The following is a 14,261-nucleotide window of genomic DNA, read 5'->3' as shown; positions in this document are numbered from 1 at the left end:
GCAATTTTTTCACTAACTCTATTTGCTCTTGTTTACGCCCTTGCTCTATCCCTTGCTCTATCCCTTGCTCTATCCCTTGCTCTAGTCCTTCTTTTATTCCCTCTGTTTTTCCTTGTTCTCTTCCCTTATTGATTCCATCAATGTAGCGGGCTTCTTCATCTAGGATATACTTTAAGCGAGACTGATAAGCAAGAATTGTTTCAGGGGATTGACTGATTTCTTCCCATGTATCAAATGCTGCACGTAAGTTTTCATCCTCCATCGCTAACTCCTCCAATTCACGATATATCTCTGCATATACTTTCTTATTACGACCATCGACCATACCAAGTAATAACAACCATCGAATTAATAGGTCCTCAAGAGCATTCAACTTTTCTTCATACCAAAGCGAAATAAACTTGTTTATTTCTATAAAGTGAATTTCCAACACATCTTCTTCTGGCATTAGTCTTGATAATGTTGTGTCTTCATATAGATGAAAAGTATTGTGATAATTTTTGTTGTCTTTAAACATTGTGAAATTGCAAATATTGATCGTGATTGTTGGGCGTAACTCACTATAGCCCATCCCTCGAACTAGCTGTGACTCATACATTTTTGCCCAATAATATAGCGTTCTCTTTGTCATATCATGCTGATTAGATAGTTGAATTTCCACATTGATGAAGTCACCATTTTGTGTTTTCACAAGAATATCTAGTCGGGATTGTTTATCGTCCTGATATTCACCGCCCAATTCATGTTTAAGGAATGTTACTTCTTTAATAGTGTCTCGTCCTGTAAGTTTAAGTACCGCATTCAAAAAAACAACTGTAATTTTTTTATTCTTTTCATTTCCGAACATTTGCTTGAAGGCAAAATCAACCTTCAAGTCAAAAAGCTTTTCTAACGGAATTCTTCGTATTGCTTTTCGATTCATCAGGCATCACCTCTTTTTTATTACTATCATTATAGCATGGGCTTACTATTAGACCACTATAAAACATCAACAACGAATTATGTTATTCACAAAATCTTAAATAGGAATAAATAGCTCAATGTATGGATGACTGTAATAATTCCAGGCTTTAGCCAACGTTTCTTAGAACAATTTTGATGGTAATATTCAAATACTTGAGCAACTAATTGACTTAACTCCTGCAATTTTCGATCCTGAAAGAACACATTTCGAAGCTCTTCTGAAATCGTAGTTGACCTTTTATTTATTTTTTTATGCAACGCTAGTGAATATCCTTAACAACAAAAAAGATGACTTCGGACAAACTGAAGTCATCTATATTTTACTTGTTTAAAAAATAGTCATATTCCACTCGGTAGCGATATGCTTTAGTAAATTCACTCCCGCTACACTGTTCCCGATGGTATCAATGGCTGGTCCATAAATGCCAATACCGCAGCCAGCAGGAAATGGTGAATCTAAGCCTGCATGACTTGGTACAGCCACCAAAATCGCACCAGAAACACCACTTTTAGCGGGTAACCCGATAAATGCAGCAAATTTACCTGAAGCATTATACATACCGCAAGTAACCATTAATGCCTTCGCTAATTTTGCCACTTGTTTTGGAAAGAGTTGTGTTTTTAATAGAGGATGATAGCCATCATTGGCGATGACTAAACCAATCATCGCTAAATCCGAAACATTGACTTCAATAGCACATTGTTTCAAATAAACCTCCAATGCCTCCTCTACAGGACAATCTAAAAAGCCAGAATCCATTAAATAGTACGCTAATGATCGATTACGATTAGCTGTTTGCCATTCAGATTGAAAAACCTCTTCATTTACCCTTATTTTCTTGCCAACAATTTGTTCTAAAAAATTTAGGATTTTTGAAACCTTCTCTTGTGGTGAATTTCCGTCAAGCATAGAGGATACTGTAATCGCTCCTGCATTAATCATTGGGTTAAAAGGTTTTCCAGGCTGATGACTTTCAAGACGAATGATTGAGTTGAAGGTATCGCCTGTCGGTTCAACATCTACTCGCTCTAAAACATAGGGTAATCCCCGTTCCATACACGCTAAAATAAATGTAACAACTTTTGAAACACTTTGCAGAGTAAACAGTTCAGCTGTCTCTCCTGCTTTGATTTCGTCACTATCTGGTCCGATTATCGAAATAGCTAATTGATTTGGATCTTTTTCTGATAAAGCAGGAATATAGCTTGCACATTTCCCCTCTTTCGCATACGGACGAAACTGTTTCACCCATTCTGCTACCAGGTGATTATTATTATGATTGATATGTTCTTTCGGCATTTTGTGATCTCCTTTCAAAAAACGGCACCTTACGCCATAGTTACTCATTAAGTGCACTTTACTAAGAAAAAGACTTAATAGTATGTAAAAACAGAGCCTCCATAGTGTACCCTATGAAGACTCTATTTGGAATAACATTTTAAAGTTTTGGAGGCATAGTACCTTCTGGAATGAGAGAAACATATGTCTCTCCATCCAGACGATCCTTCCATTCTTTTTTAGCTTCTTCAATAAGTGCCGGATTATCAATTAAATCAACTGCAGTGCAAGCCATTATTTTTGCAGCCTGTAGCATCCCTTTATGAGCTATTGGCATGACACCCTGTGATACAACCTGCCAAGTATGAAGTGGTGTACCTAATGCCATACACACAGTTGTACATTGGACAGTCGGGACATTCCAACTTACATCTCCAACATCAGTTGATCCACCCATTACAAATTCAGGTAGGATATTAGGGATGTGATTAGCGATAACTTTATCTTTTAACTGCATAACATCTTCTCTAGCTAAACCAACTAACGACGACGCTTGGACTTCCGGCGTAAATGTATTATAAATAGCCTGTGCATGATGCTCATCTTCTATTGTATAAGCTGGCATACCGATTTCAAGTATTTGTTTTTGCATCGTATCGTAAAGCGTTTTATTTGGAATAAGATTTGACGCTGCTCCCTCAAAATCGATTTCTAAAGATGTTCCAGTCATCAACGTTGCGCCTTTAGCAATATTTTCAACACGTTGATAAATCTCTTGGACTTGATGTTTTTTTGGCGCTCTTACTAAGTAAGTCACCTCTGCATAAGGCTGTACAACATTTGGAGACGTTCCTCCTGCATTTGTAATCGCATAATGCACGCGCGCCTCTGGAATGATATGTTCACGTAAATAGTTTACCCCAACATTCATAAGTTCAACTGCATCTAATGCACTTCTGCCTAGATGTGGTGCCGCTGCAGCATGTGCACTTTTCCCCATGAATTTAAAAGTAGCTGCATAGTTTGCTAGAGAGCTACAAGTCATAACAGTTGTAAAAGTACCTGGATGCCAAGATATCGCAATATCTACATCACCGAATATACCAGCCTTCGCCATATAAGCTTTCCCTGAACCATTCTCCTCTGCTGGACAGCCGTAGAAACGAATCGTAGCTGATTGATTATTTTGTTCTAAATAATCTTTCACCGCAACCGCAGCAGTAAGCGCTCCTGTCCCCAATAAGTTATGCCCACAACCATGACCACTGCCTTCGTACTCTAGAGGCTCATAATGAGTAGCCCCACCTTTTTGACTCAAGCCTGGGAGTGCATCATACTCACCAAGAAAAGCAATAACTGGTTTTCCTGAACCATATGTTCCAACTAGTGCTGTATCAAGTCCCGAAATTCCAATTTCTGTTAAAAAACCTTCTTTTTCTAAAGCTGCCTTCATATACTGAACAGATTTTTTCTCTTGAAAATGTAGTTCTGGCACTGCCCAAATTGCATCACTTAATGCAATGCTTACATCTCTTTTAGCTTCAATTAATGAAGAAATTTTTTCATAAAAATTCATTTTTATACCTCCACTTACTCTAATGTTGAATTCAACAACGTTCCTTTTTGATCATTTAACGTTAATAGTGCAATAATACAAATAACCGCAAATCCAATTAACATCCAAAAAGCTGCATCAAAGGATCCATTAAACGCATCTACCATAAAGCCAATTGCCATCGGTGTTACAAATCCTGCTAATTGACCACCTGTATTAGCAATCCCCATTGCTGAACCCGTAATAGAAGATGGTAATTTCTTCAACACAATAGCAGGTAACAATGTAATGACAAATGCAATAAATAAAGTAACAACCGTTTGGTACCCGATAAACATTGTTACGGATTCCGCTGTAAACATTAAATACAATAAAATACCGATAACTCCACATGAAATCGAACCTAAAATTTTGTCCATTCCTCGTGGTAACTTATCAATGATATAACCACTACCATAGACACCAATAATAGTAGTGATGGCCGGAATTGTTTGTGCCCAACCAATCGACATTAAATCGAGTCCACGATTTTTTTGAAGATACGTTGGGATCCATGAAACTAATCCCCAGTTCACAGCATAGATACAGAAATAAGCAATCATTAAATTCCACATAAGTGGTGTTTTAAATAGTTCCTTAAAGTTAACTTTAGTAGAGCCGTTTTCTTTACTATTTTCCACAACTTCATCTTGCGGAAGTTTAATATATTTCCAATATAAAAATGCAATAATAGCACCGATTGCACCAATGATAATAAACATCGTGCGCCAGCCAATCGTTCCTAACAAATAAGCTGCAAGTAACGGTACGATTAATGACACAATACCTCCAGAGGAAAGCATGATTGACATTGCTCGCCCTCTTTCTTCCCTCGGGAAAATCGTCGCTATAATTTTAGAGCTAGATGGTTGGAACCCACCTTCTCCAATACCAAATAAAAATCGAATGACAATCATCGCAACTAAAGACCAAGCTAGAGCTGTTAAACCTGTGAAAATTGACCACATAATTACCGAAAAAAGTAAGATTTTTTTAGCACCATATTTATCAGCAAGCCATCCACCAGGTATTTGCATAATCGCATAGCCTAAAAAGAAAGCGCTTAAAATAATACCTGTAGAAGATGCATCTAATTGCAAATCACCTGTAATCGCTACAACCGCATAGTTCATAATGTATCGATCTAAATTACCTAACGACCAACCTAAAAATAATAATGCCAAGATTAAATTTCTGGATTTTCTTGTTACTCCATTCGATGTCATGAACACCCCTCCTATGTTTCTGGACTATAGTTACGTTGCTATGATATTAAAAGACAAAAATATATCTTGCAATTCAGATAACTACTTCTGTTATTCTTGCCTTTTAAGGCTCTTCACCAAAACGTGTAGTTGATTTCCGTTCGGACTGGGCGCTTTTCTGGGGGCGTCGAGCCTTCACTACAATCAACTTATATACAAAGCAAATGTCATCGACAACTTTTTGATGAGCCCATTTCAAGCAACTCTTATTACTGTTAATCCATCTCTCCCTATCTATTAAAATAAACCCCTTTTATATAACGACATTTTCGATATATATTCGTATAATAATCAAGTTATTATGAAATGACAACATTTTTTTGAAAATTTATAATAGAAAATCGAATAAGAATAGTGTCCGAATTAACGATTAGAAACTTGGGAACCGTTGATTTATCTACATTTTTTGAATGTTCATTGAAGAAATAAAAAAGCTTAAAATTTTCTGTAACTTTTCACTTTCACAATCCATCCACAAAACAAAAAATGTCCCAAAAACCAGTAATTGGTTCGGGACATTTCTATACACTACATTAAGAGCTGATACATTTTAATCGGTCTACCACGTGTGTGCTGTAATTCTTCTCCACAAATTTCCGCTAAACCCACACTACATAAATCAGCCACGATGCGCTGGGCATTTCGTTCACTCATTTGAAGCTGTGACGCTAAATCCTTTGTCGTAAAATGCTTCCAACGCATTTTTTGGACTAGCGCCTGGATTCTTGTGTAGGTTTTAATGCTAACACTACCTTTTTTTAGTTTTTCAAGAATAGTAGGATCCTCAGCTCTATAGGAATATGACAGCTCCTCGTTATTACCGACAGATTCAATAATTGTGCCATCATCTTGAATCATGACAATATCAATCGATTCATGCTCTTTCGTTTGACGTAAAGCTCTATGCGCATTTAATTCGGCGTTAAATACCGTTTGCGCAAAACCTATTCCTGCTGTGACCTTTGCCTCCATTTCAATGGACAGCTGATACATTTTTTCCTTAATGAATTGAATCTCCCCTTCGATGGCTCCTCTCGTACTGAAAACTGTATATCTCCCATTGCCTTCCTCAATTAAAGAACCATCAACCTGTTCACATAATTGCAGTAAATTTTCCTTCATGCGTAATTCTAAATATTGAATACGATATCCTTGCTTCATTCTTTCCTTTAATGAATCAAATTCTTTTATTTCGAGCATAACAGCACCAATTTGCGTTTCTTTATAATAGGACGTTTTAATTTTTTCGGTAAATAGCTGCACGGTGTGGTAAATTTCCGTTTTTGTCGGCGATACCCAATAGGAGGGAACCCCCATTTTTTTCAGCTCTTCATCGACTGACGGATAACATGTAATTGCGAAGTCTATTTTCCCTTCTTGCCACAGCTCATAATGGAAATCAAATAATTCTTTCGGATCAATGGCCACATCAAATTCCTTCAAATACATTTTCCTCACATTTTTCTCGATTTCCGCCAATCCTTCTGACGCCATTTGTGCAGGTGATGAGATAAAATCAATACTTACATTTTCGATAAATTTTTGCATTTTATAGGATTGCTCAAGAAACCCTCTATAAATAGCTGCCTCAGAAAAGAAAATATACGTTAATTTTTCCCGAGATACGCTCGTTTGTGTGGCAACTTTAAAAGGTATGTATCCAGAAAATAGCCAAAAATCAACATCTTGATCATGAGCTTCTACAATATTTTTTGTTTCTGTAGCGATAGAATAAATATACGGAATAAATTCCATATCCTGCTCGATTTCATTTGCTAACTCGATAATTTTTTCTACGGATTTTATTGGGCCAACAACACCTATTTTATACATCTTACGTTCCTACCTTCTATGTCAAACTACACTATTTATGACAAAAAATTCTTAATTATTCTACAGATTAACTGTAATTAGTATAGCGAAAAAATGAATATTTAGACAAATAAAAGCGATAAGTTTAGTTCGAACGCTACAAAAAAACCCCGAATAAAATCGTTATTCGGGGCTACAGCAAATTAAAATATTATGGATGCATTTGTTTATAAAGAAGTTCGAGCTTTTTAGAAAGTTTGCCATAAGCAGTTTGCCATGTCTTATAGGCAGCTGCCTTTTTATCTTCTGAAGCCGCTTCGTAAGTTTTATAAAGCTCATATACTTCCGTAACTTTTTTCAAATCACTTTCCGCCTGTGTTAGCTTCGAGTAATTTTTCACTACTTTTTTCTCAGTAGAACTAAGCTTGTCATACGAAATGCGAATTTTCGTTACTTCAGTTTCTAAATTGGCAATATATTCTCCATTTTGCTCAAGCCCATTTATCATTTCCACTAAATTTAAAGCAGATTCGTGTGCAGATTGTTGTTTCGCTTCTGCTTCAATAATTTTTTTCCGAACATTTTCATTTATTAAACTCGTCTGCTTTGACGTCAATTTTGAAAATGCTTTAATAACAGTCGCCGGATTTTTTTCGAATGACTTGTCATATTGCTTCATGAATGACTCTACTTTTTTCACATCAGAGACAGCCGTTGTTAAGATAGAAGCATTTGTAACTCGTTTTTTATCACTAGAACTCAACTTATTATATTGAGTTGAAAGCTCTTTAATTTTATCTATAGATACGGTATACAAATCGTTGTTTACAATTCCAGCAATTTCATTATCTAGTTTTGATACGTCTGGAACATTTCCATCTAATAGTTTCAGTAATTTTTCATACTCAGGTTTAGCTAAATGTTGTTGGTTTGCAGGTAACTTTGCATAAGCTGTTTGCACGGTTTGAATTTTCTTGACCTGCTTCGTAACATCCCTTTCTTCTTTAGCATCCTGTACTTTTTTAAGGAACGATTTGGTACCAGAAATATCTTTGCTTGCTGCTGTTAGTAAGTCATAATTCGTCACATACTTTCGAGCTGCAGATGATAACTTTTTATAAGTCGCTGTAGCACTCTCTACTTCTTTTTCTAATTGTTCCAGTGTAAAGTTGGTGATGTTAGCAAAAGAATCGATTTGTTTTTTTAGAGCTTCAGCTTTCGCTTTATCATCTGGCACCTTCCCATCGCTACCAACAGTCACATCTGGTGAATTATTCAAAAATTCTTTTGCATTATAGACAAGTGATTGCTGTAAACTTGTTAGCTTATTATAGGCTTTAAGTGTACTGCTATAGCTTGATTTTAACTTACTCTCTGAGACTCCTGATGTTTTCTTAAGGTTTAGATAGGCATCTATATCCTTAATAACTTTTTCAGCCGTTTTAAGATCTTTTTGCAATGTTACAATACGATCATAATCTATAATTTGGGCAGCTGAAGTTTTCGTTAAGTTTTTATAATCACTGATTATTTTATTTACATTATCTACAATTTCTTTCCAAGTCTCTTTTGTTGGATTAATTGGATACTGCTTGCTTCCTAAATATGATTGAATTAATGCGTTTAATTTCACAATTTGAATTTGCTCTGCATTTTCTGCATTCTGCAACTTCTCCTTATACATATTTGGAACTAATAGCATTTGCTTGTAAGTTAACTTTTCATAAGTAGAGCGAATCGATTTTGCAGCAGTCACTTGCTTGCCTGGTGTATCATTTGGCAACAATTTATCAAATGATTTTAAAAACTGCTCAATTTTCTTAATATCTTGCTTCGCTTCTTGTAAAATTGTTTGGTTTTGTACGATTGCTTTATAATCTTTTGACAGCTTCGACATTCGAGTTTCAATTTTGTTCACTTCCGCTTGTAAAGATTCTAAGCTAGAAGGGACATATTTGATATAAGAATTTTCGTAGGATAATAATGCCATAATTTGTTTATTAATCTCTCTTACTTCTGTAAGCTCATTAATATTTGACGGGTTATGCAATGCTACTTTAATCGCATTGTATAATTCATCATTGACATCTAAACTGCGCTGTAAATAGTCAAGCTTATTATAATCCGCTTCAAGATTTTTCAAAAACTGAGGTAAATCTTTTTCACTAACGCCTTTATCTTTTAACTTATCCAACTTTCCATTTAATGCATTTATTGCTGCAATATCTGCAAGTGCTCGCTTCAAGACATCATAATTAGTAACATTCGCCTTTGCAGCACTCGATAGAGATTGGTATTTTTTATCTAAGTCTTTCGCAAGTGCCTGAAATTCTCCAAAGGTTGTCAAATTATATTTGTTGCCATCCTTCAGTAAATTATTAATATTCTTCGTTAATGTCTCTGTAGGTTCTTTAGATACTGTAAGAACTTTTGAAGGAGGCGATTCTAGTGTCCGTGTACCTACTTTCGCAGTTACTTTCACCATAATATCTTTCGGTTCCTTGTCTAAGGCATCAGTAGGAATTGTATATGTTGCTCCCGTTGCCCCATTAATAATTGAAAAGACTTCTCCTACTTTATAAAACCATTGATAGCTATATGTAATTTGGTTACTTTGTAATTTCACACCATTTACATCGATCACATCTGCTACCACTTTAACAGTATCACCTGGTGTCACATAGTTAGTTGATGAGTAGCCTTCAAAAATTGGTTCACCAATACTTAAATTCAATGGCTTTATCGTACATTTATTACTTTCATAGGTTTTATTTGAAGTTATCGCTTTTACAATTATAGTTTTATTTTCTGCCTCAACAGGTACTTTTAAAGATATACCTGTAGCGCTAGGAATGAGTTTTTCCGAACCATCCGCTTCAATATAGTACCATTGATAACTGTTTACATATGTATTAGGCGGTAAATTTTTTACATCCGCTGTAATTACGTCATTGACCTTCGCATCTGCGCTTATTTTTATCGTTAATCCTTCTTCTGCCCCTACTACTGCTGGTGCAACAATGACTGCAGGTATTGCTGCAACTGAAAAAAGAAATTTTTTATTCAAGTCGATTGTCCTCCTTTATACCTTCTAAACATTTATATCGGTATGAATCTCAAAATTTCCCTCTATTTTGGAAATCTATCCAAAAAAGGAGATAGTGCTCACATCCTCGAATGCAAATAATATTTTTTTGACATCTGGAACTTCAACTTTTTTGATATGTTGCTTTAAACACATAAACTATTAAGCGCATTTAACGAATAAAACCAAAGAGGCATCTCAATGAAAGATTTGAGATACCTCTTTTCATGTATTTTAATTTAAATTTTATGGGTATCTAAATACTGATGCCATACTTTATCTTCCTCATCTGACATCTCCCCAATAATTGTGGAAAAGTCAATCGTTCGACGAAAAAGGTCTTTTAATAAATGAAACTGTTCGAATGATCCTGTAAATATTTTAAGCGAAGAAGAATTGGCAATAACCTCAAGATTGCCAATCGTCGCCCCATTTAATTCTATACTGCTTAAATTTTTTAGTGCGCCAATTGCTCCCCCATCCTCTAATACTGTATCATGTAAAATGATTTCTCGCAGTGAATAACTGGATGTAAAACAATCTATATTTTTCAAATAACAATTTTCAAATTTCATCACTTGTAAATTCTTTAGGTGACTTAACTGTAATAAATCCTCTTCTTCAATATTTCGCAACTGGTGAATATACAATTGTTTTAAGGTAGTAATTTGAGATATTTGTTTTAACTGTTCTTTACTCACTATTGAAATTGATAAGGATTCAAGCGCTTGGCATTGTGGAAGGATTGAAAAATCTTTAACATCCGTTTGTGCCATTTCTAATTTTTTTAATCGCGGAATATTTACTAACGGTGTTATATCGAAAACTTTTGTATGATTAATATTTAATTCTTGCAAATACTCGAGGTTCGCTAATGGCGTTAAATCACTTAGCGGATTCTTAATTAAATAGAGTTTTTTTAAAGATAGCATGTTATTTAAAGGTTTTAAATCAGTCAGTTGATTGTTTGTTAAGATTAATTCTTTAACTTCTGTACAAAATCGTAACGGTTTAATATTCGTGAGTTTATTCCCAATTAAATAGAGTTTCTTTTTTTTCATAAAATTCTCAGGATCAGAAAACTCTTCTTGAACTATTTCTTTCCATAGAGAGTCCAAATCTTGCATCCATTTGGTTGCATCCTTGTTTGAGATTTGAGAAGATACTGGATTTAGAACGGGCAATTCAATGGCGTTTAGTACATCTAAAAAATGCGTGCTATTTTCATAATTCCAGTAGATATAATCCTCTTCTTGTTCAATTTGATAATTCCCCTGTAAAATCGTTTCAGAAATAAATAGTAGGAAATCTGATAATTGATTTGCTATAACATACTTTATTTCCTCATCTCGCCCAAAATTAATGACTTGTCCTATTCGCCCTTTATGATCTGGATCGACATCAATGCCGATATTATTGCCACCAAAATCTTTACTAATAGGTATCCAATAACGATTAATAGACCTCTCTTTTATATATCCAGTTGGGACAGAATAAGAAGCACCTTCCAATGCATGTTCTTCTTCTAACTGTTCCCATACTTGCAATTCCTGCAAAACATCATTTAATGGTAAAAACGGCAATCCAAAAAACAAACCTGGTCCGTCTTCCTTCTCTCCGTTATGCATTAGATAAAGCTCCCTCAATTCATCAGGAAATTTAATAGCCATCTCATTTTCTACCTTCTGTATCTCTTCCTCAGAAGCTGCTGGATTTAAAAAAGGTGAAAATAGTTCGTCTAATTGAACCTTTAATTTCTTCATTATCAACTGAATCATCTTCGTATCCCATCTCCTTATTCAAATATCAGAATCATTTTCTTCACACCCGCTGAAAGAAGTTAAACAGATTTCTATAAATTTAAAAAGACCCTTTGCATCAGTTGTTCGGTCTCCCCAATCATGCCAAAAATACAACACCTGACCCACTACTCCTTCTTCGGTTGGATCTGTATCAAGACAAAGATAATCGCCTCCACCATTTTCAGCAATCGGAATCCAGTTTCGATTCCAAAGCATTGGTTTAACATCCACACCATACTCTATATCTGGGAACAAATCATCTGGGTCAAATTCCTCCTGTAGAAACTTCCAATTTTCAATTATTTCCGAAATAGGAGAAAGTGTTAAATTTCTAACAATAGGCTCTACCCCAAAAGTCCAATCTTGCCCGTTATAAATGCTATAAAAACTTTTCATCTCCTCAGGTAGAATAAGATTTAAAGTTTTTTCGATTAGTTGGAATTCTTCAGCTGTAGCACCTGGTTGAAGATTCAATACTTCTTCACCCTTTACGCCTAGCTTTGAATGATTTTTAATGATACGATCCCACAAATCTTTAGCTTGAGTATTCATTTGTAACCTCCACTCTAAATTTTTCCACAAAGGAATTTATCCTACTTAAAGATACCGCCATATTCACACATTATCTTGATGCCATTTCCTTGCCTGATGAGTTGCTAAATCCGCATATCTTGTAGGTATTGGTAAACGGCTATCTTTTTCAATAAAATGCATCGTTATGTTTGTAGCTGTTTCTATATCAATCTCGTTTCCACATGAAACAAATATAGGTTTAACATCCTTTCTACTTCTCAGAGCACGACCATATACTGCCCCATCAATGACAATATCCGTAAACGCTCCTGCTTTATTTTCTGGCATGATAAAATCCGTATTTTCAATTTTATAATACGTTTTCGCTACGCCTATTGTCGGTTTTTCTAAGTAGAAAGAAGCATGGGTAGCAACTCCCATATTGCGCTTATGTAAATAACCATTTCCATCGAACATATAAAGGCTTGGATTTGTTTTTAACTTTTTTACAGCTTCTAAAATAAGAGGCAATTCACGAAAAGCTAAAAACCCAGAAATATAAGGAGTTGTAATTTCATCCATGTAATCAACTTGTTCCACTAACTTTTTTGAACAAAAATCAAAAACCTGAATGCAACAAACTCCATATTCTTTATTATTTTCGGCCCAATAGGCAATATCCACTCCTGCAACAAGCTTAATTTGCTCATCAGAAAAATTGTTTTGTAGAGAAATACGTTTTCTTAATTCATTTTGTTGCGTTGTATAGTTTAGAATCATTTCTTCTATTTCCATGAAGTTGATCATCTCCCTTCTATACAACTATACACAAATAATGGTATTTGTCATAAAAATAGCAAAGCAAAACCTCCTAATCCATACTAGTACTCTGACTACTCCCACAGCTAAAGCAGCGGGGTTCTTATATACTTAAGAGAAGCGTTACAAAGCTCTCCACAGATGGTGTTGCCATGGCCTGTGTACAACATCTTTGATTTATCTTCTGTTCTATAAGACTTTCTTATTTACACAACCGATGTTGTGTTGGCAATAAGTTTTAACGAAGGCAGGTAGCTCTACCTACGGGGGAATAGCCCTCACTTGATTTGTTTGATTCCCATGCTAAGAGGGAATGTTTTCTTTACTTGTCTCAAGTCTTCTATATGTTGATTGTGTAACTCTAAAAAGGTAGTAAACGTTTTATTGCATAAGTCTTGATTCGTTTGTTGTAAATTTGTATCACTATTCATCAGTAAAAACGCGCTATATAAATCTCGTTGTACAAGATGACTTCCAATTTGACTCCAACGTTGATGGAGTTTTTTCTTTTCATAACGATCCGTCACATGGTTATACTGACTGGCTCTAAAGGTGATCGTATTTACTTTCTGTATCGTTTGCTTTGTGTAACCTAATTTTTGATGGATGATTTCCACTAGCATCGCAGGGGCATGATTCCCAATGCTTTTTCCAAAACGCTTTTTGGATTGGATTTTACCCTGTATATTTGTTTTGGTTTCTTTTGTACGCTTTGCTAATCCTTTAAAATGCATGGTTTCGATGTACACCTCATCGCCAAGAGACAAGATTTTATTGGCTAACGCACCATGTTTTTCTTTGATGTAGGAAGCTTTCTTTCTATATAATTCTTTTATTTGTTTTTTTGTTTTTTGATAGTTTTTACTATATGTCCAACGGAGTTTGACGCCATGTTTAATAGTACCATCCTTGTTGAAATTGTTAGGATTGGTACTTCTACGACTTCTATCCAATTTGCGTAATAAACGTCTTTTTTGTTTCTCCAATAAAGGTACTTCTGGAGCAAGTTGTTGGATGAAAACGGTTTCTTCTGAAACAACCGCAATGGTAGAAGGACCAATGTCAATACCTACCCGTTTTTGTTTTTGATAGGCATGTCGAAAGGCTCCTGTAGATGGAATTCTCTTTG

11 protein-coding genes are annotated in these 14,261 nt (G+C 35.2%); all 11 read right to left on the bottom strand.

All coding sequences use genetic code 11. The annotated features are described in order from the left end of the window. Positions 1-922, bottom strand: a 922-nt coding sequence (locus QRN68_RS00055) for an Rpn family recombination-promoting nuclease/putative transposase (protein WP_285394478.1), incomplete at its 3' end; no start/stop codon positions are given. 369 nt (positions 923-1,291) lie between these two features. Next, a complete protein-coding gene (locus QRN68_RS00050) occupies positions 1,292-2,263 on the bottom strand; it encodes a glutaminase (protein WP_285394475.1) in 972 nt (323 codons plus the stop codon). 139 nt (positions 2,264-2,402) lie between these two features. After that, on the bottom strand, positions 2,403-3,818 hold the full coding sequence (locus tag QRN68_RS00045; RefSeq protein WP_285394473.1) for a M20 family metallopeptidase: 1,416 nt from the start codon (positions 3,816-3,818) through the stop codon (positions 2,403-2,405). Between the two features lie 14 nt (positions 3,819-3,832). Then, positions 3,833-5,062, bottom strand: coding sequence for an MFS transporter (locus tag QRN68_RS00040; protein ID WP_285394471.1), 1,230 nt, complete (start codon positions 5,060-5,062; stop codon positions 3,833-3,835). Positions 5,063-5,165: 103 nt separating this feature from the next. Then, entirely contained in the window at positions 5,166-5,300 is a 135-nt protein-coding gene (locus QRN68_RS00035) for a hypothetical protein (protein ID WP_285394470.1), read from the bottom strand. Positions 5,301-5,629: 329 nt separating this feature from the next. After that, positions 5,630-6,934 (bottom strand): hypothetical protein, encoded by a 1,305-nt coding sequence (locus QRN68_RS00030; RefSeq protein WP_285394469.1) that lies wholly within the window; start codon positions 6,932-6,934, stop codon positions 5,630-5,632. A gap of 190 nt (positions 6,935-7,124) precedes the next feature. Continuing rightward, entirely contained in the window at positions 7,125-9,980 is a 2,856-nt protein-coding gene (locus tag QRN68_RS00025) for a hypothetical protein (protein ID WP_285394468.1), read from the bottom strand. A 257-nt stretch (positions 9,981-10,237) separates the two neighbouring features. Beyond that, on the bottom strand, positions 10,238-11,761 hold the full coding sequence (locus tag QRN68_RS00020; RefSeq protein WP_285394467.1) for an SMI1/KNR4 family protein: 1,524 nt from the start codon (positions 11,759-11,761) through the stop codon (positions 10,238-10,240). A 36-nt stretch (positions 11,762-11,797) separates the two neighbouring features. Then, complete coding sequence (locus tag QRN68_RS00015) at positions 11,798-12,352, bottom strand: SMI1/KNR4 family protein (protein ID WP_285394465.1); 555 nt, start codon at positions 12,350-12,352, stop codon at positions 11,798-11,800. Between the two features lie 63 nt (positions 12,353-12,415). Beyond that, positions 12,416-13,108 (bottom strand): endonuclease V, encoded by a 693-nt coding sequence (locus tag QRN68_RS00010; protein ID WP_285394463.1) that lies wholly within the window; start codon positions 13,106-13,108, stop codon positions 12,416-12,418. 302 nt (positions 13,109-13,410) lie between these two features. Continuing rightward, a partial coding sequence (locus QRN68_RS00005) for a transposase (protein WP_285394461.1) occupies positions 13,411-14,261 on the bottom strand: 851 nt, incomplete at its 5' end.

This window comes from Lysinibacillus sp. fls2-241-R2A-57, from assembly GCF_030209535.1.
In the GTDB taxonomy this organism is placed as follows: domain Bacteria; phylum Bacillota; class Bacilli; order Bacillales_A; family Planococcaceae; genus Lysinibacillus.
Note: the sequence above shows the minus strand (reverse complement) of the source record. Positions and strands in the feature narration are given on the sequence as shown.

Excerpts from the sequence above, each read along its gene's own strand:
- QRN68_RS00015 (WP_285394465.1), bottom strand. The coding sequence starts at position 12,352 with ATGAATACTCAAGCTAAAGATTTGTGGGATCGTATCATTAAAAATCAT.
- QRN68_RS00030 (WP_285394469.1), bottom strand. The coding sequence starts at position 6,934 with ATGTATAAAATAGGTGTTGTTGGCCCAATAAAATCCGTAGAAAAAATT.
- QRN68_RS00050 (WP_285394475.1), bottom strand. The coding sequence starts at position 2,263 with ATGCCGAAAGAACATATCAATCATAATAATAATCACCTGGTAGCAGAA.
- QRN68_RS00010 (WP_285394463.1), bottom strand. The coding sequence starts at position 13,108 with ATGGAAATAGAAGAAATGATTCTAAACTATACAACGCAACAAAATGAA.
- QRN68_RS00020 (WP_285394467.1), bottom strand. The coding sequence starts at position 11,761 with ATGAAGAAATTAAAGGTTCAATTAGACGAACTATTTTCACCTTTTTTA.
- QRN68_RS00045 (WP_285394473.1), bottom strand. The coding sequence starts at position 3,818 with ATGAATTTTTATGAAAAAATTTCTTCATTAATTGAAGCTAAAAGAGAT.
- QRN68_RS00040 (WP_285394471.1), bottom strand. The coding sequence starts at position 5,062 with ATGACATCGAATGGAGTAACAAGAAAATCCAGAAATTTAATCTTGGCA.